This window comes from Occallatibacter sp. (genome assembly GCF_049510455.1).
Taxonomy (GTDB): Bacteria; Acidobacteriota; Terriglobia; order Terriglobales; family Acidobacteriaceae; genus Telmatobacter.
This window is the reverse complement of record NZ_JBEKYX010000062.1, coordinates 1-25,374: the sequence shown is the minus strand read 5'-3', so window position 1 is coordinate 25,374 and position 25,374 is coordinate 1. Positions and strand designations below refer to the sequence as shown.

General features: G+C 57.4%; 16 protein-coding genes. 7 read left to right on the top strand and 9 right to left on the bottom strand.

The window, feature by feature from the left end:
• On the top strand, nucleotides 1-548 hold a 548-nt coding region (locus ABSG47_RS12925), incomplete at its 5' end, for a restriction endonuclease (RefSeq protein WP_424170105.1).
• Between the two features lie 276 nt (nucleotides 549-824).
• Here the strand turns inward: ABSG47_RS12925 and purQ are convergent.
• Complete coding sequence (gene purQ, locus ABSG47_RS12920; protein WP_424170104.1) at nucleotides 825-1,544, bottom strand: phosphoribosylformylglycinamidine synthase subunit PurQ; 720 nt, start codon at nucleotides 1,542-1,544, stop codon at nucleotides 825-827.
• Nucleotides 1,545-1,582: 38 nt separating this feature from the next.
• Nucleotides 1,583-2,071 carry a DUF1990 domain-containing protein gene (locus ABSG47_RS12915; RefSeq protein WP_424170106.1) on the bottom strand — a complete coding sequence of 163 codons (489 nt, stop codon included), beginning with the start codon at nucleotides 2,069-2,071 and terminating at the stop codon, nucleotides 1,583-1,585.
• Nucleotides 2,072-2,242: 171 nt separating this feature from the next.
• Here ABSG47_RS12915 and ABSG47_RS12910 point away from each other — a divergent pair, with 171 nt between their 5' ends.
• The 4 genes from ABSG47_RS12910 to ABSG47_RS12895 are packed head-to-tail and all read left to right on the top strand — an operon-like array spanning nucleotide 2,243 to nucleotide 7,677.
• On the top strand, nucleotides 2,243-3,640 hold the full coding sequence (locus ABSG47_RS12910) for a formimidoylglutamate deiminase (RefSeq protein ID WP_424170103.1): 1,398 nt from the start codon (nucleotides 2,243-2,245) through the stop codon (nucleotides 3,638-3,640).
• On the top strand, nucleotides 3,637-5,301 hold the full coding sequence (gene hutU / locus ABSG47_RS12905; protein WP_424170102.1) for a urocanate hydratase: 1,665 nt from the start codon (nucleotides 3,637-3,639) through the stop codon (nucleotides 5,299-5,301). Before ABSG47_RS12910 ends, hutU begins: the two co-directional genes overlap by 4 nt.
• 1 nt (nucleotide 5,302) lies before the next feature.
• Nucleotides 5,303-6,553 (top strand): imidazolonepropionase, encoded by a 1,251-nt coding sequence (gene hutI / locus ABSG47_RS12900; RefSeq protein WP_424170101.1) that lies wholly within the window; start codon nucleotides 5,303-5,305, stop codon nucleotides 6,551-6,553.
• Complete coding sequence (locus ABSG47_RS12895) at nucleotides 6,550-7,677, top strand: M20 family metallopeptidase (protein ID WP_424170100.1); 1,128 nt, start codon at nucleotides 6,550-6,552, stop codon at nucleotides 7,675-7,677. The genes hutI and ABSG47_RS12895 overlap by 4 nt, the downstream gene beginning before the upstream one ends.
• 9 nt (nucleotides 7,678-7,686) lie before the next feature.
• Here ABSG47_RS12895 and ABSG47_RS12890 read toward each other — a convergent pair whose 3' ends face one another.
• The 7 genes from ABSG47_RS12890 to ABSG47_RS12860 all read right to left on the bottom strand — a co-directional run bounded on the left by ABSG47_RS12890 (nucleotide 7,687) and on the right by ABSG47_RS12860 (nucleotide 17,416).
• Nucleotides 7,687-9,096: an APC family permease gene (locus ABSG47_RS12890; RefSeq protein WP_424170099.1), complete on the bottom strand. Its 1,410-nt coding sequence runs from the start codon at nucleotides 9,094-9,096 to the stop codon at nucleotides 7,687-7,689.
• A 39-nt stretch (nucleotides 9,097-9,135) separates the two neighbouring features.
• The gene (locus ABSG47_RS12885; RefSeq protein WP_424170098.1) at nucleotides 9,136-10,728 is read right to left on the bottom strand and encodes a phytoene desaturase family protein; all 1,593 of its coding nucleotides are present in this window, start codon (nucleotides 10,726-10,728) and stop codon (nucleotides 9,136-9,138) included.
• An 11-nt stretch (nucleotides 10,729-10,739) separates the two neighbouring features.
• The gene (locus ABSG47_RS12880; protein ID WP_424170097.1) at nucleotides 10,740-12,581 is read right to left on the bottom strand and encodes a phosphoenolpyruvate carboxykinase (GTP); all 1,842 of its coding nucleotides are present in this window, start codon (nucleotides 12,579-12,581) and stop codon (nucleotides 10,740-10,742) included.
• A gap of 64 nt (nucleotides 12,582-12,645) precedes the next feature.
• Nucleotides 12,646-12,894: a hypothetical protein gene (locus tag ABSG47_RS12875; protein WP_424170096.1), complete on the bottom strand. Its 249-nt coding sequence runs from the start codon at nucleotides 12,892-12,894 to the stop codon at nucleotides 12,646-12,648.
• Between the two features lie 369 nt (nucleotides 12,895-13,263).
• On the bottom strand, nucleotides 13,264-14,889 hold the full coding sequence (locus ABSG47_RS12870; RefSeq protein WP_424170095.1) for a S10 family peptidase: 1,626 nt from the start codon (nucleotides 14,887-14,889) through the stop codon (nucleotides 13,264-13,266).
• Between the two features lie 80 nt (nucleotides 14,890-14,969).
• Nucleotides 14,970-16,286 carry a dipeptidase gene (locus tag ABSG47_RS12865; protein WP_424170094.1) on the bottom strand — a complete coding sequence of 439 codons (1,317 nt, stop codon included), beginning with the start codon at nucleotides 16,284-16,286 and terminating at the stop codon, nucleotides 14,970-14,972.
• A gap of 56 nt (nucleotides 16,287-16,342) precedes the next feature.
• On the bottom strand, nucleotides 16,343-17,416 hold the full coding sequence (locus tag ABSG47_RS12860) for a lysozyme family protein (RefSeq protein ID WP_424170093.1): 1,074 nt from the start codon (nucleotides 17,414-17,416) through the stop codon (nucleotides 16,343-16,345).
• Between the two features lie 210 nt (nucleotides 17,417-17,626).
• Between ABSG47_RS12860 and dnaE the strand changes: the two genes are divergently transcribed.
• Both dnaE and ABSG47_RS12850 read left to right on the top strand, forming a co-directional pair.
• Complete coding sequence (gene dnaE, locus ABSG47_RS12855) at nucleotides 17,627-21,136, top strand: DNA polymerase III subunit alpha (protein WP_424170092.1); 3,510 nt, start codon at nucleotides 17,627-17,629, stop codon at nucleotides 21,134-21,136.
• Nucleotides 21,137-21,298: 162 nt separating this feature from the next.
• The gene (locus tag ABSG47_RS12850; RefSeq protein ID WP_424170091.1) at nucleotides 21,299-25,120 is read left to right on the top strand and encodes an Ig-like domain repeat protein; all 3,822 of its coding nucleotides are present in this window, start codon (nucleotides 21,299-21,301) and stop codon (nucleotides 25,118-25,120) included.
• Nucleotides 25,121-25,374: the final 254 nt, after the last annotated feature.

Genomic DNA, 25,374 nt, shown 5'->3' with positions numbered 1-25,374 from the left:
CGGATATGATCCTCGATTTGATTTGCGCCATGAATCTGAGCATCGTTCAAACAAATGCTGCATGCGACAAACCATCCTCCACAGGAATCAACTCAGTACACTATTTAAGGATAAGCTCTAAGCACCTTTCTCCGGAATCCTTTGAAAGGCTTGTCCAGCGGATGCTTAGGGAAGCTGGATTCACGCAGGTCGAAGTGACAGGGCGAACCGGTGATGGCGGAATTGACGGTAAAGGAATCGCAAGAATCCATGGGCTGATGAGTTTCCATGTGCTATTTCAATGCAAGCGCTATACAGGCTCTGTCGGTGCGGGCGAAATTCGTGATTTTCGTGGTGCTATGGTAGGGCGCGCTGATAAAGGCCTTTTTATTACAACGGGAACTTTTACGCCTGCGGCTGTCAAAGAGGCAACGCGCGATGGCGCGCCTCCGATTGATTTGATTGATGGTGGCAATCTGGCGGAAAAGCTCAAAGAGCTTGGTATTGGTATTCGCACCGAGAAAGTCGAGCAAGTGTATATAGAAAAAGATTGGTTCAATACTGTCTAAAGGTTACGGGAGATCCCCCGGCTTTACCGGGGAGGCAGTAGGAGTTTGACATATACGGGAGTCCATCCAAGAAACTCCAGTCGTGAGCCGACCAAAGCACACGTCAAGGAGAAGCTGGATGGACCGGAATTGAGAGTTTAAGCCACTCCGTATGGGAGTGCAAATACCACGTAGCATTCATCGCCAAGTGCCGGCGGAAGGTATTATATGCGCAGTTGCGGCCCCATCAACGCCGGGGCAGCGTTAGCGACCCCGCTCAAGCCGCTTTGAGCGGGCTCACACCATAAAGCCCCCGGCTTTGCCGGGGGATACTACACCTGCAACCATCGACTCAAACACTTTCCAACCATCCACCGAGCCCAGCAGCTTTTCGCTCGACCGGTCCGGATGCGGCATCATCCCCAGCACATTGCGCCCTTCATTCAGAATCCCCGCAATGTTGCTCAATGAACCATTCGGATTCGCCTCCGCCGTCACTGCCCCATCCGCGGCAGCATAGCGAAATGCAATCCGATCCTCAGCCTCAAGCCGCTTCAGCTCTGCCGGCGTGCAGAAGTAGTTGCCCTCCGCATGGCCAATCGGAATCTGCAGCACCTCGTCCTTCTTGAGCGAGTTCGTAAACGCCGAATCCGTTGTCTCCGTCCGCAGATGTACCTGTTTGCAGATGTATTTGAGCCCGGCATTGCGCATCAGCGCACCCGGCAGCAAACCGCTCTCGGTCAGAATCTGGAACCCGTTGCAGATGCCCAGCACCAGCCCGCCGTCACCGGCAAACTTCTTTACCGCGCCCATCACCGGCGAGAATCGCGCAATCGCACCTGTTCGCAGATAATCGCCATAGGCAAAGCCGCCCGGAATCAGCACTGCATCAACGCCCTTCAGGTCCTCGGAGTCGTGCCACAAAAACTCCACAGGCTGATGCGCAATCTCCGCAATCACGTTGTAGGTGTCATGGTCGCAGTTAGAACCAGGAAAGACAATTATGCCGAATTTCATATCTTTAGGGTATCAGCTTCCGGACTTACCGGAAGCATTCATAGCCCACGAACCACATCGCACATACGCATCAAGGACTCTCGCGCAAACTGACGCTGCATCGCGCGCGTAAACGGATAGCCCAACTTTGCAAAGATATTCCGCGGTTGCGAAACGGCTTCCAGCAGGTATGTCACCGATCCTGTCTGCGGATCAAAGTTGAGTAGAAAGAGTTCCTCGCCCTGCTCCACATGCAGTGAAGTCGTTGCATAGACAAATCCGAACTGCGTCCTCGTATCAATGATCTGCACAATCCGGCTGAGATTCAGTGACCATAATCCAATCGTCTGAGCCTCCACTGCAACAATCTGACCCAGAGTAAGCGCAACCTCGGGATTCGCGACCCGAACCCATCTAAGATCAAACTGCTTCCATTCCTCAAATGCACGCCGGGCCGCAACAAAGTCCGCCTCACCGGACCCGATCCGCAAGCTTGCCATGTCATGAGCATACCCAAAAGGAATTTGCCGTTCGATGAGTGCTTCCACGGATGTAAACCACTCACAATCCTTCGCGGGCAGGGAAGCAGCTTCTGCAATAACGGCATTCACCTGAGTATCGGTCGGTTTGCTGAAACGGAACACTCGATCAGTATCGCAGTAGTCCGTCTTTTCCAAGGCATACCGCGCCCGCTACTATCAAGATAGCCAGCACGAACTATGAAACAGACCCTCTATCTGCCGGATCTGCTCTACTCAGGCATTGCCCGCGAAGGCACAGGCCTTCTCGTCAACGAAGACGGCAATGTAGCTGCACTCGCAACACCTGAATCCGTGCCCGGCGCAGAAGTTGTGCGTCTCACCGGCAAAGCCTTATTCCCAGGCCTCGCCAACGCCCACTCCCACGCCTTCCAGCGCCTCTTCCGCGCCCGCGCTGAAGGCCGGACGGCATTAGGAAAGGCCGCCGGCGCAGATACTTTTTGGACCTGGCGTGAGCAGATGTACCGCGCAGCCGCCTTCGTCTCATCTGAGGCCATGTATGACGTGGCCCGCGCCGTCTATCTCGAAATGCTCGCCTCCGGCATCACCGTCGTCGGCGAGTTCCACTACCTCCACAACGCACCCGACGGCACGTCATACGCCGATCCCAACGAGCTAGCCCTCACACTGATCCGTGCCGCGCAATCCGTCGGCATTCGCATCGTCCTCCTACGTTCTGCTTATCTCCGCGCCGGCTTCAATCTCCCGCCGCACTTCGGCCAGCGCCGCTTTTACGAAACCGAAGACGCGTACCTCCGCAACCTCGACGCGCTGCTCTCAGCAGCCGCCAACCAGCCTAAAGTCACCGTCGGCGCAGCACCACACTCCATCCGCGCTGTCCCGCTCGATACGCTCAAACGCATCTACGCCTTTGCTCGCGAGCAGAATCTTCCTGTACACATCCATCTCTCTGAGCAGATCGCCGAGAACGAAGCCTGCATCGCCGAATACGGCCTCACGCCGCCCACGCTCCTCGCGGAAAACGGCATCCTGCATCACACCACACTCATCCATGCCATCCACATGACAGAGGCCGAGTTCGAGCAGACCGGCCGCGCCGGCGCACACATCTGCTCCTGTCCCACAACCGAACGCAATCTCGGTGACGGCATCTTTCCCGCCGATCGTGCCGCACGTCTCGGTATTCCTGTATGCCACGGCACCGACAGCCAGGCGCAGATCGACATCCTCGAAGATGTCCGCCAGACCGAATATCATCTACGCCTACTCCATCGAGAGCGCGGCATCCTCGATTTCAACGGCAACATAGGCTCATATCTGCTCCATTGCGCCACGGCACGGGGCTACAGCGCTCTCGGCCTCAATGGAGGCTCGCTCCATCCCACTCTTGGCCAACCCGCAGACTTCTTCACCGCCGACCTCAACGACCTTGCACTCCTCGGCGCAGACAAGCAGTCGCTCGCCACTCAAGCCGCCTTCGCACTCAGCCGCTCCGCCATCCGCGACGTGGCTGTCGCCGGCAAGCTCGTCCTCGTCGATGGCCATCACCCGCAAGAGGAAGCCATTCGCACCCGCTATCAGTCTGTTCAGCGTCAGTTCGCACAGGAGGCCCCATGAATCTCACCGAAGCTCCCATCATCCGTGCCCCTCGCGGAAACCAGCTCCGCTGCAAAGGTTGGCAGCAGGAGGCCGCACTCCGCTGCCTCATGAACAACCTCGACCCCGAAGTCGCCGAGCGTCCCTCCGACCTGGTCGTCTATGGCGGCATCGGTCGCGCCGCGCGTAACTGGGAGTCCTTCCACGCCATCGTCCGCGAGCTTGAGCAACTCGGCAACGAAGAAACTCTCCTCGTCCAATCTGGTAAACCCGTTGCCGTCTTTCCCACGCACGATCTCGCTCCACGCGTTCTCATCGCCAACTCCAATCTCGTCGGCAAATGGGCTACCTGGGAGCACTTCCACGAGCTTGATCGCAAGGGCCTCATCATGTATGGCCAGATGACCGCCGGAAGTTGGATATACATTGGCACTCAAGGCATTCTGCAGGGAACCTTCCAGACCTTCGCCGCGCTCGCTGACCGCCACTTTGGAGGCTCTCTCAAGGGCAAACTCGTCGTCACTGGCGGCGTTGGCGGCATGGGCGGCGCGCAGCCACTCGCCGTCACGCTCAATGATGGCGTTGTACTTGCTATCGACGTGGACCGTTCGCGCATTCAGCGTCGCGTAGACACACGCTACTGCGACACCCTCACCGAAAACCTCGACGAAGCCCTTACTCTCTGTGAAACTGCCCGCCGAGAAGGCCGCGCCCTCTCCGTCGGTCTCGTCGGCAACTGCGCTGAGATCCTCCCGGAAATCGTTCGCCGCGGCGTTGTCATTGATGTCGTCACAGACCAGACGAGCGCTCACGACCCGCTCAATGGCTACATCCCGGAGGGTCTCTCGCTTACGCAGGCCGCCGAACTCCGCGTCGGCAATCCCGAAGAATACGTCCGCCGCTCCACCGAAACGATGGTCGTTCATGTCAACGCCATGCTCGCGTTGCAGCGCGCCGGAGCTATCGCCTTCGACTACGGCAACAACATCCGCCGCTTCGCCTTCGATGCCGGCTGCGCTGATGCCTTCCTCATCCCTGGCTTCGTGCCTGAATACATCCGCCCGCTCTTCTGCACTGGCTCCGGTCCATTCCGCTGGGTCGCGCTCTCAGGCGATCCCAAAGACATCGACCGCACCGACCAACTCGCCCTCGAACTCTTTCCACAAAACGAAATCCTCAACCGCTGGTTCCGTCTTGCCCGCGGACGCTTTGCCTTCCAGGGCCTGCCCGCGCGCATCTGCTGGCTCGGTTATGGCGAGCGCCAGCGCATGGGCGAAGCAATAAACGACCTCGTCCGCAAAGGTGAGCTTTCCGCCCCCGTTGCTATTGGCCGCGACCATCTCGACGCCGGTTCCGTAGCCAGCCCCTACCGGGAAACCGAAAAAATGCTCGATGGCTCCGACGCTATCGCCGACTGGCCGCTCCTCAACGCGCTCCTTAACACAGCTTCCGGAGCCACGTGGGTCAGCTTCCATCATGGCGGCGGAGTCGGCATGGGCTACTCACTCCACGCCGGCCAGGTCACCGTTGCTGACGGCACAGACAATGCTGCCAAACGCATTGCCCGCGTTCTAAACAACGACCCCGGCATCGGTGTCGCTCGCCATGTCGATGCGGGTTACGATCTTGCCAAACAAACTGCCCGCGAGCGCGGCATTCACATTCCCATGGCAGGGAACTGACGTGTCTCAATCACTCGCTATCGTCAACATCGGCCAGCTCGTCACGCTCTCAGGGCCCTCGCGTCCGCGCGTGGGAAAGGAACTGGGCGAACTAGGTATCATCCCCAACGCCGCCATCCTTATCGAAGACGGCCGCATCAACGCCACGGGCACCTACGCCGACCTCAAGGCGCAAATCCCGCCCCATGCAGCCGTCATCGACGCTGAAAACCGCTGCGTTACGCCCGGCTTTGTAGACGCCCACACCCATCTAGTCTTCGCCGGCAACCGCGCCGCCGAATTCGAGCAGCGCATCGCCGGGGCCACCTATCAGCAGATAGCATCCGCTGGCGGAGGCATTCTCTCGACCGTCCGCCAAACCCGCGCTGCCAGCGAAGACGATCTTCTCGCTGCCGCCCGCGCCCATCGCAACTGGATGCTTCGCACCGGCACAACCACAATTGAGGCCAAATCCGGCTACGGCCTCGACCTCGACAGCGAACTACGCATCCTTCGCATTCTCCGGCGCCTGAACAGCGAAGGCCCTTCACGAATTATTCCCACGCTCCTCGCCGCTCATACCGTCCCGCCCGAGTTCGCACAGAACCGCGCTGCCTACATCCGCCTTATTATCGAAGAGATCATCCCCGCGGTTGCATCCACCAGCCTCGCACGTTATTGCGACGCCTTCTGCGACGATCACGCCTTCACTGTTGAAGAATCCCGTACGATCCTCGAAGCCGCCAAACGTCACGGACTCGGCCTTCGCATCCATGCCGAGCAGTTCCGCCCTGGCACCGGTGCTGCTCTTGCAGCCGAACTCAGCGCGGCCACTGCCGATCACCTCGAAACCGTCACTGAGGAAACACTTCAACAGCTCAAAACAGCAGGCACGCAGCCCGTCCTGCTTCCCGGCTCCGTCTTCGCCCTTAGCCGCACGCAATATCCGCCCGCGCGCATCATGATCGACCTCGGCCTCGCTATTGTTCTCGCCACAGACTTCAATCCAGGCTCCTCGCCGGTCGCATCCATGCCATTCATCCTCTCGCTCGCATGCCTCGAGATGCGCCTCTCACCCGCGGAGGCCCTGACAGCCGCCACCATCAACGCCGCACACAGCCTCGGTCTCGCCGCACAAATTGGCTCGATCGAGTCCGGCAAACAGGCCGACCTTCTCATCCACGAATTTCACGATTATCGCGAGCTTGCTTATTTCATCGCAGCTCCCGCACGTCCCCGCGTCTTTATCGCGGGCAGGGAAGTCACCGCATGAATGCCGCCGAAATCCTTCAAGAGCTGGTCGCCATCCCAACTCCCTCCGCTGCTTCCAATCTCCCGCTCATCAATTGGGTGGTGAGTTTTCTTCAAACGAGAGGCTGGCAAGCCAGTCTCTTTTCATACACAGATGAAAACGGAGTGGACAAGGCCAATCTCATCGCCCGTCCCTCGGCAACCTCGCCGCAGTCCGCCATCGATCTTGCATTCATCTGCCACACCGATACCGTTCCCTTTGCCCAAAGTTGGACTGAGGCTCTCCAACTCCGCGCGGACGGCCAGTATCTTCATGGCTGTGGCGCTTGTGATGTGAAGGGTTCTCTAGCCTGCTTTCTCGCAGCAATTGATTCCATCAGCACGCGGCAAACGCATCCCGATATCGCTCTCATCCTCACTGCGGACGAAGAAATCGGCTGCAAAGGTATGGATCGTCTGCTCGCACAAACAGATTTGCGCATCCGCTCGGCAATCGTCAGCGAGCCAACCTCTCTGCATCCCGGCATCGCTGGCAAAGGCTACGGTCTCGCTCGCATCACCGTGCATGGAGCCGAAGCTCATTCGGCTTTTCCAGCCGAAGGCAGCTCTGCCATTGCCGCCGCTGCCGAACTCATCGTCCGCATTCAGCAGCTTGAAACCATCCGCCAGCAAATGCTCGATACGCTGTTTGACCCGCCTCGCACGACGATCAACATAGGCACCATTCACGGCGGCACGGCCAAAAACATTGTTGCCGGAGAATGCTCATTTCTTGTCGAGTGGCGTCCCACGCCCAATGATCCGCCGCAAGCCGTGCTGCAGGCTCTGAAATCTCTCGCCGCATCTATCGAAACTGCAAACTCGCGTATTTGCATTTACATCGAACCGCTTCGCGCCGAGCCGGGTTTTTCTCCATCTGCGTCCGGCCCTTTGTGGCAACGCCTCGAAGCTCTTGCCCCACGTGACGCTACAGGCATCAGCTTTGGTTCTGAGGCAACCCGCATCGCACAAATTGCGCAGGAAGTCATCGTCATCGGCCCCGGTGACATGCATACTGCCCATTCTGATCGTGAATGCGTTCCAGTAGTCGAGCTTGATGAGTGGACTGCAATCCTGCGCTCACTGATTTGTCGAGCGGAGTCATAATACGGCGCATCACGTCGCGGAAGAAGCCTTCCTGTGTTTTCGCCGCTCCAACAGAAACACCACCACGCCTGCGCCCATCAGCACTGCGGATCCGCCCACTACCTTCACCACTGCCAGCAGCTTATTCGGTTCATCCTCTGCTGGAACCGCTGAAAGCACTATTGTTGCCGCCGTACTCACGAGTCCAAGCCCCGCCAGTGCAATAGCCACCGGCTTTCCGCCTGGCACCCGTCGCACTTCCGGGCCGGCTGGCCTGGCCTGCAGCCGGATCATCGCGCCAAACAGAAACAGATATGGCACAAAGTAGGAGAGAAACCCCATCGCCACCAGCACGTCATAAGCCCCGCGCACGCTAGTCCCCGCCTGCCCTAGCAGAGCCACCACAATCCCTGCCAGTCCGTACACGCCAATCGCCACCCAAGGTGTCTGGTACCGGGGATGAATCTTCCCGAAAGCCTCCGGCAGATAGCGGTCAATCCCCGCCACAAACGGCAACCGCGAAGTGGACGAAAGATACGCCGCGGCGCCTCCGACCGCATTCAGTGCCACCAGCAATGCCACTGGCGCTACAAGCCATCCCATGCCTAGCTTCCCACTCAGCATGTGAATTCCGTGTACAAACCCATCCGGTCCGGCCACTGCATCGCTCGGCACAGCCACAAGCAGAGCAGAAGTTCCTGCCATATACGCAGACGCCAGAATGCAGCCCCCGGTCAAAATCGCAATGGGAATTGTCTTCCGTGGATTCACGATCTCATCGCCCATCGAGGAGGCCGATTCGAATCCACCGAATGCAAAAAACACGCTCGACCAGAAGATTGCATTGTTCAGTGTCCAATGCGGCACCAGCGCAGCGCGGCTGAAGTGCGTTACCGAACCAAACCGCAGATACGCGATCACACCCAGCACCAGCAGAATGCCCATCGGAATAAGGGTGCCAATTGCGCCAATGTTGTTCAGCCACTTGCCCACATTTACGCCGACAATGTTCGCAAGCGTAATCACCACGAGCCACCCGGCCGCAAAACACAGGTAGTAAACCGCGCTTGTCCTGAGCCCCTGTGCCCGAGTTCCAAACGCAAACAGCACGCTCGCCGCGCCGAAGTAGAGCACGCCGGAAAAGTACGGCAGGTTGCTCATCCAATAAGTCCAGGCCGTGATAAATCCGGCAAAGTCTCCGAAGGCCTCGCGGGCCCAGATATAGATTCCGCCTTCTTCCGGATGCCTGGACGAAAGCTCCATCACGCTCGCAGCCAGAGGAATAAAGAATCCAATCAGTGCTGCTACCCAGACAAACAGAATGCTCGGCCCCGCAGCCGCGGCAGTCGCCGTCCAGCGGATGCTCATTCCGCTCATTACATAAAACAGCACCAGGTCGCGGAAGCGAATGCCGCGTTTCAGAGTAGGAGCCGTGGCCATGTTCAGCGCAGCATAGCAGAGCGTGCTTGTTGTACGAATCTAAATCGCATGAAGGTCCTTCAGCACCGCCATTGCCGCATTGCGCCCGTTCACGCCAATTACGCTTCCACCCGGATGTGTGCATGCCCCACAAAGATAGAATCCCTGCATTGGCGTTCGTGTGGTCAGCCGCTTGTGCCACATATAAGCAGGCAGGCACTCGCCTTGGAAAATATGCCCACCCGTCAGGCCAACCTTCTCTTCAATATCCGGCGGCCCCAGCACCTGCGCGTCAATTACCGCTGTATCGATATTCGAGCAGAATCGCCCCAGTGACTTCAGTGCTAGCGTCCGCACTTCTTCACGCCGCGTCTCCCAATTGCCGCGTGCAAAGGTGTGCGGCACATACTGGGCGAAGACGCTCATCGTATGCGTTCCCTTCGGGCTGACGCTCGCATCATGCACGCTTTGGAAATACAGTTCGCACCACAACTGCTCCGGCAGTTCTCCGCGCCTTGCTGCCGCAAACCCAGCCTTCCACTCATCCTTCGTCAGCGGCGCGTTGATCTGCCCATAGTGATGTGCCTCACTCGTCCCCGGCCTGGCTGTAAAGTTCGGCAGTTCGCGCAGGTGTACATTCAGTTTCACCGTACAGCCTTCAATCGGAACCTGTTCAATGCGCTTTCGCCAGTCTGCATCCGCCTGCTTGCCCAGCAACGCCAGGGTCTTCACAGGGTCTGCATTCGACACCACCGTTCGCGCCGCAATCCATTCGCCGCCTTCCAGCCGTACTCCTTCGCCTGGCATAATCTCAGCCACGGATACGCCGGAAACCACAGTAGCTCCTGCTTCGCGTGCCGCATCGCAAAAGTAGAACGACACCATTCCCATGCCGCCCTTCACATAGCCCCACATTCCCGGCATTCCTGCCAGCCGTCCTGAAGAATGGTGAAACCGGATCGATGCCGTCCCTCTATCGAACGGGCTGGCATTCGTGCCAATCACGCCCTGTCCCAGGTAGGCCATCTGCAGTCGCTCATCGCTCAGGTACCGTTCCACAAGCTCTGCCATTGACCAATCGAACAGCAGCCCGCGCGCCTCGTCATCGGAACCCAGCCGCTGCTCAATTTCTTCCTCGGTCGGCGCATCGTTCAGCCACAAATCATCATCGCCCGCAGGCCGCAGAGCATCTCTTAACCGGCGAATTACGTCATTCATCGCTTTCCAGCCGCCCACATCGTTCGGTGCAAGTGCGCGTACTTCAGTTTCGCAGCGTGCGTCATCGTCCCACAGTTGAATGCTTGTCCCATCCAAAAACGGTACAAACAAACCATTCACCGCCGGTGTCCAGTGAAATCCACGCTGCGCCAGCTCCAGTTCTTCCACCACGCGCGGATGCAGCAGTCCTGCAAGGTAAGCGCATGGCGACATCTTCACACCCGGAAACGGTTCCTCTATCGTGCATGCGCCGCCGACTCGCTTGCGACTCTCGATCACCAGCACGCGCTGCCCTGAACGCGCCAGATACGTCGCACATGCCAGTCCATTATGCCCAGCGCCAACAACGATTACATCCCAGGTCTTTGCCGCCAGCTCGCGCACTGGAACCGGTAAGCCAATCTCACCCAGAACGGAGGCAGTCGGTGAACCCATATCTCTCTTACTCACAGTCTGCAGATCAATAATTCGCGCTCGTAGATCATCTCTGGAGGCAGATGGTCATGCAAGTCAATAAACAGGCCTTCATGATCCATCAATTCTTTGCGCCATGCGGCATGATCCACTTTCATCAGCTCGTCAAAAGTCGCGCGCTCAAACTTCAAACCGCTCCAGTCAATGTCTTCGTACCGCGGAACCCACCCAATTGCGGTCTCGCGGCCATGGGTGTGCCCCTGTACCCGGTCCACGATCCATCGCAGCACACGCATATTCTCACTGAACCCCGGCCACAGAAACTTTCCATTCTCATCCTTGCGAAACCAGTTCACATGAAAGATCCGCGGCGTGGTATCGAGTCCTCTCTGCATCTTGAGCCAGTGCCGGAAATAGTCCCCCATGTGATATCCGCAGAAGGGAAGCATTGCCATCGGGTCGCGCCGCACGCGTCCTACCGCGCCGGTTGCGGCAGCCGTTGTTTCTGACCCCATTGTCGCGCCAATGTAGACGCCACTGCTCCAGTTGAAGGCCTGATACACAAGCGGCAGGGTGGTGCTTCTGCGCCCGCCAAAGATAATTGCGCTTATCGGTACGCCTGCCGGTGATTCCCAGTCTTTATCCATCGTTGGACACTGCTTAGCCGGCGCCGTAAATCTTCCGTTTGGATGCGCCGCAGTGCGTCCCGCCGCGTTGCCGATCTCGGGCGTCCACTTCTCGCCGCGCCAGTCCTCGCATTCCGCGGGCGGCTCTTCCGTCATCCCTTCCCACCACACGCCCCCCTCTGGCGTCAGCGCCACATTCGTGAAAATCGTATTTCTGCTCAGCGTCGCCATTGCTGCCGGATTCGTTTTCGCGCTCGTTCCCGCCGCTACGCCGAAGAATCCCGCCTCCGGATTGATCGCCCTCAGTTGCCCTTTTGCATCCGGTCGGATCCACGCGATGTCATCCCCCAGCGTCGATACCTTCCACTTCTTCATCGCCTTTGGCGGAATCATCATCGCAAAATTAGTCTTCCCGCATGCCGAGGGAAACGCCGCTGCCACATAGGTCTTCTCGCCATCGGGGCTCTCTACGCCCAGAATAAGCATGTGCTCGGCCATCCAGCCTTCGTCGCGCGCGATGTTCGATGCGATTCGCAGTGCAAAGCACTTCTTGCTCAGTAGCGCATTGCCGCCATATCCTGATCCGAACGACCATATCTCGCGTGTCTCCGGAAAATGCGCAATGTACTTCTCGTCGTTGCAAGGCCACGGCACGTCCTCGTCGCCGGGCTCCAGCGGCATGCCTACGCTGTGCATGCAGGGCACAACGCGCTTGATGTCCTTATCAATCTCCGCAAAAACAGGTGCGCCAATCCGCGCCATGATCCTCATACTCACCACTACATACGGTGAATCCGTCAGTTGCACGCCAATCCCCGACATCGGCGAGCCAACCGGCCCCATACTGAATGGCAGCACATACATCGTTCGCCCGCGCATGCAGCCCTTGAACAGTTGCTTCAGCTTGCGGCGCATTGCATAAGGATCTTCCCAGTTGTTTGTAGGCCCAGCCGCGTCTTTGGAGAGGGAGCAGATAAACGTTCGGTCCTCCACTCTTGCTACATCGCTCGGAGCGGACCTCGCCAGGAAGCACCCCGGCCACAGTTTCTGGTTCAGCCGGAGAAAGGTTCCCGCATTCACCAGGCGGTCGCACAGGAACTCATACTCAGCTTGAGAGCCGTCCACCCAGTGGATGGCGTCTGGCCGGCATAGTTCTACCATCTTCTCCACCCAGCGGATCAGATGTTTATTGGTCGTAAGGGTTTTTGTTCCAAAAGAAGGGCGGCGGGCAGGGGAAGCGACTTTCATTGATGCGTTAAACTCCTGCAGAGGATTCTACCTGTCGCCCCGTCGTTTTATCCCGGTCTCAATATCACCAGCTCGTTAGGTCCGCTCCCGGCGGCGCTGTCTTCTGAATCTGCTCCAGTATCTTAGGCAGATACATGGTGTTGTAGTGCAGCCGTGAGAGCGCATTCGGCAGCGTTGGATCGCCGTTCCAGCAGTACTGTGCCCGCGGCCCATACGTCACTTCGCCGCCATACGGGGGATTCTTTGTCTCCTTGAGAAAATCCTCCATCCGGTACACCGCATTGTTCAGGAAATACGTGTCGTCCGACCCCACATAGATAGAAATCTTGCCAGCAAGCTTTTGCCCGTTTGTTGCCCACTCGCGTTCCAGCTTCGCTTCCAGGTCGTAGTGTTCGCGCCAGTATTCAGCTACCTTGTGGTCAATCTCACCTGTCTTCTTATCAAAGATCGGCTGCGGATAACCGTCCTCGCCTACCGGTCCATAAACGGCCTGCCAGATGTCGAACTGCTCGCCACTCCGTCCGTGGTCTCCCAGTGCCAGCTCATATCCATTGATCTCTTCCGTCGTAATGAACGTATGTCTGCGCCGCGGCAGAAAGCGGTGCGATCAGAAACAGCAAGGCCAGCGCTGTGCGATTCATGCTCGCTACTATACACAACGCCGGCCTATTTGCTTCGGTACTTACTTTGTATCTGCCACCGTGCGGCGGATGAAGTCCGCCACTCGGTCATGCAGTTGCTTCAGGCTCTCGTCGTTCACATAGACCATGTGGCCCGACTCATACCAGTCGTACTCAATGTTCTTTGCCAGGCTCTGCGGAATCGGCAGGTGCTTTTCTTCATACTGCGCAGCAAAGAACGGAGTGGCGAGGTCGTAGTAGCCGCCGTTCACCATCACCTTCAGTCGCGGATTTGTCTTCATTGCCTCGGCCAGGTCGTTCGCTACATTTACGCTCACTGGATTTCCGTTGTGCTTGAAATCCCACTGCGCGCCGCCGAACAGGGCCGACGGGAGATATGTCTGTCCTTCGCCGTACTTCAGGTCGCGCCGCACATAGTCGTTGAAAAGCGACACATAGGCCGAAGAAATTGCCGAACTCTGAGGATCGTACTCCGCGCCCTCGCTCAGCGGATTCAGGCTCGGCCCGGAGAAGCGCGTATCCAGCCGGCCCGTCGTCAGATTCTCATCGTCCTGCAGAGCCTTCTCGAACTGTCCACCGCTCACCCGGAGATTCGCCTTGATCCAATACGCCGCGGGTATTCCAGTGTAGCTGTGCAGCTTTTCCGCCACCGCCTGCTTCTCTTCCGCTGACACATCCGTGCCCAGAGCCAGCGCATGTGCGTAAGGTCCGGTTGCAAATTCTTCTACTTCCTTCAAGAAGGGTTCTATGGCTGCCGGCTGTTGCGGAAGTTTCTTGTGATACCAAGCCGTTGCTGCATACGTTGGGAGCCCCAGAACGTATGGCAAATCCACTCCCGGATTTGCGCTCGGCATATCGATATCCGTCGTGAAGTTGAAGATTTGCGAGAGCAGGATTACGCCGTTGATGTCGAGTGAGTGACCATTTTCCAGAATGTCTACGAGTACCGATGACCGCGTTGTTCCGTAGCTCTCGCCAAAGATGAACTTTGGGGAGTTCCAGCGGTTGTACTTTGTAATGAACCGCTGAATGAAGCGCGCGAACGCATTTCCATCTTCGTCGATGCCCCAGAATGCCTTCTCGGGGTCCTTGCCCAGCAGGCGGCCAAAGCCCGTTCCCGGCATGTCGATAAACACAAGGTCGCTTGTATCGAGCAGCGTGTATGGGTTATCGGCCAGCTTGTAGGGCGCTGCTGGAAGGTGCTGATCTCCCGGCGTCGCCACATGCTTCGGCCCGAGCGAACCCATGTGCAGCCATACTGTTGCGCTGCCCGGACCACCGTTGTAGAGGAAGGTAATCGGCCGGTCCTCGGCCTTGGCATCCTTCTTGAAGTACGCCACGTAAAACATCCGCGCCGTCGGCTGCGCGTCCTTAGGCTTCTCCGGAGCATTCAGCGCAAGCTGGCTGCCCGGCTCCGGCTTTCCGTCCAATCCAAGCTGCGCGTCGTCGGCGTCTGTGGCCCCAACGGTAATTGTGCCTGCCACGGAGTTGTAGCTGATCTGTTGGCCGCCGACGCTGACTGTGCCCGTTGTTGTGACTTCGGTTGGCGCGGGTTTGTCGGCAGGTTTGTCAGACTTCGATTTATCATCCTGCGCGATTAGAAACGCAGGTACAGAGAGCAGGGAAGCGGCGATTGCGGCCACTTGAAAAGCGCGACTTACACGCATGAAAAATGCCTCCACGAACAAAATGCTGAAATATCAACTGGCGTTACGGCTCTACTTACGAAGGAGATTTTTTACGCAGGCTACTTTTTTACCGGTTTGTCGAATGGCTGCTTGTCGGTAATCTTCGGCCGGTCCTCTGCCTGCAATTGCTTTGAAACTTCCTGGACTTGCTTGAAGACGCGAATGAGGTTTCCGCCCAGAATCTTGCGGCAGTCCTCTGCCGAGTATCCCCGCTTCATCAACTCCGCAGTAATCTTCGGTAGGTCTCCCACCGAATCGATTCCCTCCGGCAGTTGCCCATCTACGCCGTCAAAGTCTGACCCGATCCCCGTATGATCCACGCCCGCTACTTTTGCAATGTGGTCAATCTGGTCGATCAGTGCCGACAGCGGCGGCCGTGGAATGCGGTCTGCATATTCGCGTTGAATCTTCGAGATCTGCTCGTAATTCACTTCCTTGCCTTCAGATTTTGCCTTGTCTTTGAAGGCCTGGATCGCCTTATCCACTTCGGGTTTCTGCGCTTTTTGCGCATCGCGGTAGGCCTGCGAAACAAATGCCGAGAAGAAGTTCACCTGCACCACGCCGCCGTTGATTCCTACCTGGCGGAGCATATCGTCTGTCATATTGCGCGGCGCGTCGCTGAGCGCCCGAGCGCCGGAGTGAGATGCGATCACCGGGGCGCGCGTAATTACCAGTGTGCGGTAAAAGGTCTTATCCGCTACGTGCGAAATGTCTACCATCATTCCGAGGCGATTCATCTCATACACCACATCTTTACCGAACTCAGTCAGGCCGGAATCGGTGTGCGGGATCGACTTGTCGTCGATGTCTCCAGAGCTATCAGCCCAGCTTGTGGAATTCGACCAGGTCAGCGTCATGTACCGCACGCCAAGAGCGTAATACTGCCGCAGGAGCGCTAGAGAGTCCTCAATCGAGTGACCGCCCTCGATGCCCATAAGTATCGCGGTCTTGTGCTCCCGATGCGCCTTCTCAATGTCCTCGGGAGATGTCGCAAACATGAGTTGGTCCGGATGCCTGGCCACTTGCTGCTTTACAGCGTCAATCAGCACGAGAGTTCGCCGCGCGAATTGGCCCTTATAGAGCGAGGGCTCCACCCAGATTGAAAAAAACTCCGCGCCCAGGTTGCCCTTTTTCGCGGATTCCAGATTCCAGTTGCCGCCTTTGAGCGCATCGCCCAGGTCGTAGTTCTCATCCACAAACCGCTGCGGCGTGTCGGCGTGCGTGTCGATCACAATTGCGGAGCGGTGTACTTCATCCGGCGTCAGTTTTGTCGTCATCTTCTTTGTGGGGGTAGGTGTAGGGGATTGGGAAGCAGGCTTCGGCGTGTCCTGGGCTATCATCACGCCCGGCAAAGCTGCAAACAATGTAAGAGTCAATACCCGGTTGCGCATAGGCTTGGCGTAAGTATAGCCCGCAAGGGATGGTTTTCGATCTAATCCTGCCGCTTCCTTGCCGCCTTCTTGTGTGCCGTTGCCGGGTGTCCTCGCTTCAGGCCAGCCTGGCGCAATGTGCCGCCGCTTGCCCCGCGCCCATGCCGTCTGACTGGCCGCAGCACTGCGCTTACTCGGCGCTCGGCTCCCGCCGGGCTTGTCGCGTAGTGCGGGTCAAACATCGCAATGACTGCCGTCGCGCGTTCGCGGTATAGCCGCGCCCACTGGCTCTCCACCAGGCTCTTCTGCACATCATGCCAATAGTTGGCGCTCGGCCTGACGGTAACAGCGTTGCCCAGTTCATCCATGCTCTGCCGGTTAATCAGCCCCAGAAAAGTACCGAATTCTTCTAGATTTACGCCCATCTGATACACCAGTTGCGTCAATCCCATCTGCTGCGCGGCAGTCAATCCATCAAAATACCTGCAATATGCCTTCGCATTGATCGCCGCCTGAATAATCCCGATACGCAGCAGCGCATTGGCATCCGCGGGAGTGATCTGCGGCTCCATCGCTTTCATCTGGGAGCGAAACCCGTACTTGGACAGCGTGTCCAGGCGCCCATGAAACTCTCCGAGAACTATTTGCAGCCGCTCCGGGGGAAGTCCCGCAGCCTGCCACAGATCCGCCGAAGACGGTTCCAGGAACGCACTCGAATTCAGCGGGTCACGCTGCGGGTGCTCCCGCGCAGGAAGATCCAGGCTGAACCCAGCTCCAATCAGCGGCTGCGCTGTCTTCGGATCGGGATAGGCAGTCAGCACCCAGCCCTCATGCCGCTTATCGCGCAGAATGTCCATCAACTGCTCGACGCCAAACTTCACATCCGACTCGTGGAAAGCCAACAGACGGTCCATATCCGGCGATGCTGTGGCCACCTGAGCCGTTGTCTTCGCAATTTGGGCAGGAATCGTTGACGGGACTTGAACTGCCGGAGCCTGGGTTGTGGCGGGAATCGCGGGTGCCGGGAGGGCGGGATTCTGGGTTGGCGTTGAGGGAGTGTTCTGATACCACGGCGGATACTGTGCGGTAGCAGGCATTGCCGCCGCTAAAATCGCCGATGCTATCTGTATTCGCATACGCGTAAAATCAACCCCCACGCATCTTCCCCTGCATCTACAATGCCGCAAAATCCGCCCGCGGACAACCCTATATTCATCTGACCGCCATGAAGGTAATCAGAAGGCTCACATCAACTTTCGCCTGAGACGCGATAGTTTGGTCCCTGGATTTCCTCATTCTGCATTGCGTCCTGGAATTCTAAACAGAACTAAAATCGATATATCACCATGTCCGAGTTCACTCATCTCCACCTGCATACGGAATACTCTCTCCTCGACGGCGCTTGCGACATTACGAAGCTCATCGATCGCGTCGCCGCGCTCGGTCAGAAGTCTGTCGCCATGACCGACCATGGCAATATCTACGGCGCGGTCCACTTCTTTGGCGCTGCAAAGGCCAAAGGTATCAAGCCTATTCTTGGCTGCGAGCTTTACGTGTGCAAAAACGAGGACCATCGCGCTCCGGCGCAGGGCGATGATTATAACCACCTTCTGGTCCTGGCTGAAAACGAAGAAGGCTATCGCAATCTCATCCGCATTACGTCGGAAGCCTCACTCCACGGCTTCTATCGCAAGCCTCGCGTCTCCAAGCGCTATCTTGCCGAAAACTCCAAAGGCCTGATCGCCACCTCAGGCTGCCTTTCAGGCGAACTCTGCGAAATCCTCTCCGGTGAAGCGCCAGGAGGATACGAAAAAGCGAAAGCTGTAGCACTGCAGTATGAGGACATCTTTGGCCGTGGCAACTTCTATCTGGAGATCCAGGACCAGGGCCTCGAAGCCGAGCTCAAAATTCAGAAAGATCTCTTCCGGCTTGAGCAGGAACTGGGTATTCCCATGCTCGCCACCAACGACTCGCACTATCTCTGTGGCGACGACTCCCATGCTCACGATGTGATGCTCTGCGTGCAGACTGGTGCAAAGGTTCACGATGCGAACCGCTTCAAGTTTGACTCTGACCAGTTCTTTGTCAAAAGCGCAGATGAAATGGCGCGGCTTTTTCCGGATCACCCCGGTCTTCTCTCTCGCACCATGGAGATTGCGGAGCGCTGCAACCTGAAGCTCAACGCTGTCGACAATCCCTTTCCGCAATTCGACGTGCCTGTGGGAGAGACCATTGACAGCTTCTTTGAGCAGGTCTGCAGGCAGGGTCTGCGGAAACGAATTGACACGTCTATCCGTGCGCTACAGGATCGCGGCCAGCTTCGCAAATCGCTTGCCGAATACGAAGCCCGTTTGAACTACGAAATCGGCATCATCAAGCAGATGAAGTATGCCGGCTACTTCCTCATCGTCTGGGACTTCATCAAGTATGCCCGCGATAACGGCATTCCTGTTGGGCCAGGCCGCGGTTCCGCTACCGGCTCCCTTGTGGCCTACTGCATGGAGATCACCAACATCGATCCCATGCAGAACGTACTGCTCTTTGAACGGTTTCTTAATCCTGAGCGCGTAACGATGCCTGACGTTGACGTGGACTTTTGCATGAACCGTCGCGGTGAGGTCATTGATTACGTCACACGCAAATACGGCCGCGAGCAGGTTGCGCAGATCATCACCTTTAACACCATGGCGGCCAAAGCCGCTATCAAAGACTGCGGGCGCGCACTTGACATGCCTTATGGAGATGTCGATCGCATCGCCAAGCTCATCCCTGCCACCGTAGGCATGACCATCGACAGGGCGCTCGAAGATGTTCCCGACTTAGCCAAGGTCTACAACAGCGAGCCACTGGTCCGTGAGCTGATCGACACGGCAAAGAAACTGGAAGGGCTGGTACGCGGCGCTGGTGTGCATGCTTCCGCAGTGGTGATTGCACCGCGGCCGCTCACGGAACTGGTGCCGCTGAACCGGACCAAGAATGACGAAATCGTAACCGCTTACGACATGAAGGCCGTCGAGAAGATGGGCTTGCTCAAGATGGACTTCCTGGGCCTGGCCACGCTTACGGTCATCAACGATGCGGTCAAGCTGATTGAGCAGACACGCGGCCAAAAGGTCGACATTGAGATGATCCCCGCGGACGACCCGGAGACTTTCCGGCGTGTCTTCCATACCGCTCTCACCTCGGGCGTCTTCCAGTTTGAATCCTCCGGCATGAGAGACATTTTGCGGAGATACAAGCCGGACACGGTTGAGGAACTGACGCAGTTGAATGCGCTCTTCCGTCCTGGGCCGATGGACATGATCGACGACTTCATCGAGCGCAAGTGGGGGCGTAAAAAAGTCGAGTACCTGCTCCCGCCTTTGGAGGAAATCCTGAATGACTCCCTCGGTGTCATCGTCTATCAGGAGCAGGTGATGCGCATTGCGAACGTGCTCGCAAGCTACTCCCTTGGCGAAGCCGACCTGCTGCGTCGCGCGATGGGAAAGAAGAATGCGCAGGCGATGGCGGAGCAGCGCGAGCGCTTCCTGAGCGGCGCAGCGGCGCAGGGCTATGCAAAGGCTCCGGTGGAGGAAATCTTCGAGCTGATGGCGAAGTTTTCCGGTTACGGATTCAACAAGTCGCACTCGGCGGCCTATGCGTGGGTTGCGTATCAGACGGCGTACCTGAAGACGCATTATCCGGTGGAGTTCATGGCCGCCCTGCTCACCTCGGAAACATCAAAGCCCGAAAATGTCGTCAAGTACATCGGCGAATGCAGGGAATTAGGTATTAACGTTTTGCCGCCAGATGTTCAGCTCTCCGGCGCTCAATTCACTCCGTATGGCGACGCGATCCGCTTCGGTCTTGCCGCGGTCAAGAATGTCGGCGGCAACGCGATCGAGTCCATTTTGCAAGCTCGTGAGGCTGTTGGCGGACGATTCAAAACTCTCTGGGAGTTCTGCGAGAAGGTTGATTTGCGCGTGATGAATAAGCGCGTGATTGAATCTCTCATCAAATCCGGCGCGCTTGACTCGCTTGGCAAGCGCGGCCAGCTCTACGCAGCCGTCGATAAAGCCATGGAGCGAGCGCAGAAGGCTCAGAAGGATGCCGCGCAGGGCCAGGCCGGGCTCTTCGGCCTCTTTGATGACGCACCCGCCGCGCGCACTGCCGACGATCTGCCCAAAGCTCCCGACTGGGAGGAGTCTGAGCGTCTCGCCAATGAGAAAGAGGTTCTGGGCTTCTTCGTTTCCGGCCATCCTCTCGACAAATACGCCGAAAAGCTTCGCAACCTTTCCGGCGTCATCCCCGTCTCCGAAGCACTTGAGCGTAAGCCCGCGGAGCGCCGCTGGGGCAGGGAATCCGACCCTGCGGACGAACTCCAGATCGCAGGCATGATTCAAGGACTTAAAGTGCAGAAGAGCAAGCGCGATCAGAAGCTCTACGCCCAGGCCGCGCTTGAAGATGCAACCGGCAAGATCGAGCTCATCGCCTTCAGCCGCGATTACGAGCGGCTGGCCGAGCAACTCAAAATAGAAGCACCCGTGCTCATCCGCGGCACGCTCATGGGTGAAGAAGACTCCGCGCCCAAGCTCTCCATCATCTCCATCCAGGCGCTCGATTCTGTGCAGGTCAAGCTACCCTCCGGCATTCGCATCCGCATCAGCCTCGACCGCGCTACCGAAGAGATGCTTGTCACGATCCGCTCCGCAGCCGACGCCGCGCCAGGTCCCGGCAAAGTGATGCTTCACCTTGAAAAGAAGGGCGAGTACGCGATTATCCTCGAGCCTGAGCAGATGTCTGTCGCCGCCGACAAGGGCTGGATCGAGCGCGTCGAGGAGCTTACGGGGAAGGGAACCGTCCAGATCGTCGGCTAGCTGATTGCCGGCTTCCAGATTTTTAACCTGCGTAACAAAGACATGAGATAACCTGCGCGCTGATGGCTTGACTTCGGAGCTTGCCATCGATCTGTTTCAATAGGAACTGTTCCACTACAAAATCTTGCCGATTTCCTCTTGAGGAAAGGTCGAAGGCATTCTATGCTCCGCTCGCGTTTTGTCTCTTTGTGCGCAATCGTTACTGTCCTGTTTGCCCCCACGCTGTTCTACGCTCAGCAGCCCAACGTCTCATCACGCATAGTCGCGCCCATCGATGAGTCAAAGCTCATTACGCTTCCGGGCGGAGTTCCATCGCTCGCCCGCTCAGAGTTCGATCTCGGACGTGCGCCCGCCGGCACCCAGATGACCTCCGTGCGCCTTGTTCTTTCACGCTCGCCACAGCAGGAAGCCGCGCTCAGGAAATTTATGGCCGAGCAACTCGATCCGGCCTCGCCGAACTACCGCAAATGGCTCACGCCAGATCAATTCGGCAAGGTGTATGGTGCTTCGGACGCGGATATTCAGGTGCTCGTCACCTGGCTTGAATCGCAAGGCTTGACGGTACAGCCTGTTCCGCAGGGTCGCGTCAGTATTTCCTTCTCGGGTTCCGTCAGTCAGATTGAGGCCGCGTTCCACACCGAGATTCACTCATTTCAAGCGAACGAACAGGAGTTTTTCTCCAATATCTCGAATCCCAGAATTCCTTCCGCGCTCGCGCCTGTAGTCTCCGGTATCGCGGGGCTCAATACGATCAAACCGCGCTCGCACAATGTTTCGGCTACATCGGGCACGTATGATCCGAAGCAAAAGCGTTTCGTTCCAACGGATAGTTACGCTTCAGGCCCCAGGCCTTTCTTAACCATAGGAAGCGCTACCTCGGGGTATAGCCTCTATGTTGTTCCCGCGGATGCGGCGACCATTTACAACACGCCAAACAGCTTCAATGCCGGCTTTAGCAGTGGAAGCAGCTATACCGGGTCAGGCGTCACCATCGGTATCGGGGGAGATGCGCCCATTCAAGCGGCTACCGTCGCCAGCTATCGTGCTCAATTTCTCGGCACCTCTACCCAGATCACCATTACGACCGTGGGTACTTCTCCGACCAGCACAGACGATACGGATGAAGCCTACATCGATACTGAGCTTTCCGGTGGCCTGGCTCCCGGAGCCGCTATCAACTTTTACACTGCCGTCAACCTTAGCGATGCTATTGATCAGGCGATCGAGGACAACAAGGTAGACATCTTCAGCCTCAGCTTCGGCAATTGCGAGGCCAATTTAACCACCGCCGACAATCAGCTCATCAATAGCTGGTGGCAGCAGGCTGCCTCTCAGGGCATTGCCGTCACGGTCTCCACTGGCGACTCCGGCGCAGCCGGCTGCGACAATGACAACACTGAGCAGGTGGCGCAGTTTGGCCTCCAGGTGAATGGTTTCGCCTCCACACCCTACAACATTGCTGTAGGAGGCACGGATTTTTCAGCTCTTTTGAGCAATTTTGGTTCGTATGTGAGTACCAGCAACGGAACTTATTACGGAAGCGCGGTAAGTTACATTCCGGAATCCACATGGAACGATTCTGCCGTCACAGATGGCTTGCTGGCGCAAAACACGCCTTCCGAAAACTCCAAATCACAAACCAGCATCGTTGGCGGCAGCGGTGGCGCAAGCTCCTGTTCTACCAACGCAAGTAATGCCACAAACACTACGATCGCCACCTGCACCAGCGGCTACACCAAGCCCTCATGGCAAACAGGTTCCGGAGTGCCTTCGGATGGAGTTCGCGATCTTCCCGATATATCGCTTTTCGCCAGCAATGGCTTTGATGGAGCATCCTGGCTTGTCTGCACAGACGGCACTTTTACTCAAGACGGCGTGACTTACACCACGAATTGCGAAACGCAAAACGGCGGAGGCTTTTCTTTCGCCGGCTACGGCGGAACTTCTACCTCCGCGCCCGCCTTTGCCGGCATCCTGGCTCTTGTTCAGCAAAAGACCGGGGCCCGTCTCGGCCAAGCCGACATGAACCTGTATCGCCTCTACAATGGACCTGATACTTCCGCGATCTTTCACGATACCACTACAGGTAATATCTCAGTGCCCTGCACCTCTGGCACGCCCAACTGCAGCAAGAACACTGCGGGATACTATTACCTCACTGAATACAACGCCGCTGCCGGATATGATCTCGCCACTGGCCTTGGCAGCGTGAATGTGACGAATCTCATTAACTACTGGAATGTGGTGTCCGGCACGTCGGCGTCAACGGTCACCGTCACTCCGGCATCTACATCTCTCACTACCGCGCAATTGCTTTCCGTAGCTGTTACTGTCGTGGGTGCTTCCGCTACTCCAACAGGGACCGTGACCCTAAGAGGCGGCGGGTATACCTCGCCATCTCAACCGCTTTCAAATGGCGCGTTTAATATCTCCATTCCTCCAGGCTCCCTTGCGGCGGGCACCGACACACTGACGGTCACATACAGCGGCGATTCAACCTATGCAAGCTCAACCGGAACCACGAGCGTTGCAGTGACAGCGTTAACGCCCACTGTGACTGTGACGCCTGCACAGAACACCGTGAATACGAACCAGTCGTTGAGTGTGACAGTCACCGTGACGGGTGCTGGTCCCACGCCGACAGGCGGGGTTTTCGTGAATATCCAGGGAGGCGAGAATATACTCACGAACGGCTCGACTACCTTTGTTATTCCTGCCAATTTTCTGAATGTGGGATCAGACGCCATCACGGTTCAATACGGAGGCGATAACTTCTACGCGGCGGAAGGTGGTTCCGCAACGGTGAATGTGACTCAATACATTCCCTTGATCCCCACCGTAACTGTAACCCCGGCATCGACAAGCATCGCGGCCAATCAATCCCTCTCCGTGGCTGTAAAGGTGACGGGGAGTGGCGCTACGCCGACTGGATACGTGAACCTTACGAGCGGGTCCTGGAGTGCGGGATCACAGATGCTGTCGGCGGGTGCGTATACCTTTACCATTCCAGCCGGCTCATTGCCTGCGGGAACGGACACGATCACATCGCAATACGGAGGGGATACAAACTACGCAGGCGCAACTGGATCAGCCTCAGAGACGGTTGCCTCGTCTCCTGCGCCCACGATTACGGTGAGTCCCGCATCTTCCAGCATTGACATCGGTCAGTCTCTTGCGGTCGCCATCAAGGTTGCCGGTGTTCCCGGCGAGCCCACGCCGACCGGTACGGTTACCGTCAGTTACGGAAACTACTACACATCCAGCGCAGTTATGCTCTCGTCGGGGGCGGCCAGCGTCACGGTTCCCAGCAACACTTTCTCAACTGGAACAGACACATTTTCTGTCTCTTATGGGGGAGATTCAGTTTATATACCCATAACCGGTTCAGCCTCGGTTACCGTCGGAAGTTCTGCCTACACAGTGAGCGGGAGCGCTTCGGCTACCGTCAATCCGGGTAGCGCCACCTCCTCCACCATAACCATCACCAGCAGCACCTATTACCAGGGAACCGTGGCGCTTTACTGCTCTCTCACGAATGCACCAACTGGTGCGGTTCATTCTCCCACCTGCACCATTAACGGCGCGACTAACGCAAACGTTACTCTCTCAGGAGGCGCTACAAGCGTCACGGCGACAGCCACATTCTCAACGACTGTCGGATCGAATGCGGATAGCCATGTGGCGAGCTCTGCAAAGCCGCGTACGGGTGATGCGAACTTGATAAAGACAGGTGCGGCGACGGTTCTGGCTTTCCTCGCCTTCCTTGGCATCCCTGCACGTCGTCACGCCTGGCGCGTGATTGTCGGGGTGCTCGTTCTTATCGCAGCTTTTGGAACGCTTTCGGCCTGTGGTAGCGTCAGCAGGGCCCTGGGCACCGGCAGCACTGGAACTACTGCAGGCACCTATACCTTTACCATCGACGGCAATGGAAATCCCTCGGTCACACCAGACCCTACAGCCACCATTACCGTCACCGTCAATTAGAGCATCTCTCCTGAAGGTATAAAGTTCGGGCGCCCCACCCTCGCCGCGTATTCGTTTTAGCGCGGCCAGAGTGGGATCGCTCCACAGCAAGAGGAGAACTGCCCTGGTCCCTATATCCCTTGTCCCTGTCTCTCCCCATTACCAAAGTCCACCACCCTTTCGTAACCCCACCTCCTTCAGAAACTTTGCATGCAATTAACCCCATTTATGCTTTACTCAGAATTAGCAGAAGAAAAAGCCACGGCCCGAATCCC

Bases quoted from the DNA above. Each gene is read 5' to 3' on its own strand.
- hutU (WP_424170102.1), top strand. From the start codon at position 3,637: ATGAATCTCACCGAAGCTCCCATCATCCGTGCCCCTCGCGGAAACCAG.
- ABSG47_RS12890 (WP_424170099.1), bottom strand. From the start codon at position 9,096: ATGGCCACGGCTCCTACTCTGAAACGCGGCATTCGCTTCCGCGACCTG.
- ABSG47_RS12880 (WP_424170097.1), bottom strand. From the start codon at position 12,581: ATGAAAGTCGCTTCCCCTGCCCGCCGCCCTTCTTTTGGAACAAAAACC.
- ABSG47_RS12860 (WP_424170093.1), bottom strand. From the start codon at position 17,416: ATGCGAATACAGATAGCATCGGCGATTTTAGCGGCGGCAATGCCTGCT.
- ABSG47_RS12885 (WP_424170098.1), bottom strand. From the start codon at position 10,728: ATGGGTTCACCGACTGCCTCCGTTCTGGGTGAGATTGGCTTACCGGTT.
- ABSG47_RS12850 (WP_424170091.1), top strand. From the start codon at position 21,299: ATGCTCCGCTCGCGTTTTGTCTCTTTGTGCGCAATCGTTACTGTCCTG.
- ABSG47_RS12895 (WP_424170100.1), top strand. From the start codon at position 6,550: ATGAATGCCGCCGAAATCCTTCAAGAGCTGGTCGCCATCCCAACTCCC.
- dnaE (WP_424170092.1), top strand. From the start codon at position 17,627: ATGTCCGAGTTCACTCATCTCCACCTGCATACGGAATACTCTCTCCTC.
- ABSG47_RS12870 (WP_424170095.1), bottom strand. From the start codon at position 14,889: ATGCGTGTAAGTCGCGCTTTTCAAGTGGCCGCAATCGCCGCTTCCCTG.
- purQ (WP_424170104.1), bottom strand. From the start codon at position 1,544: ATGAAATTCGGCATAATTGTCTTTCCTGGTTCTAACTGCGACCATGAC.
- ABSG47_RS12910 (WP_424170103.1), top strand. From the start codon at position 2,243: ATGAAACAGACCCTCTATCTGCCGGATCTGCTCTACTCAGGCATTGCC.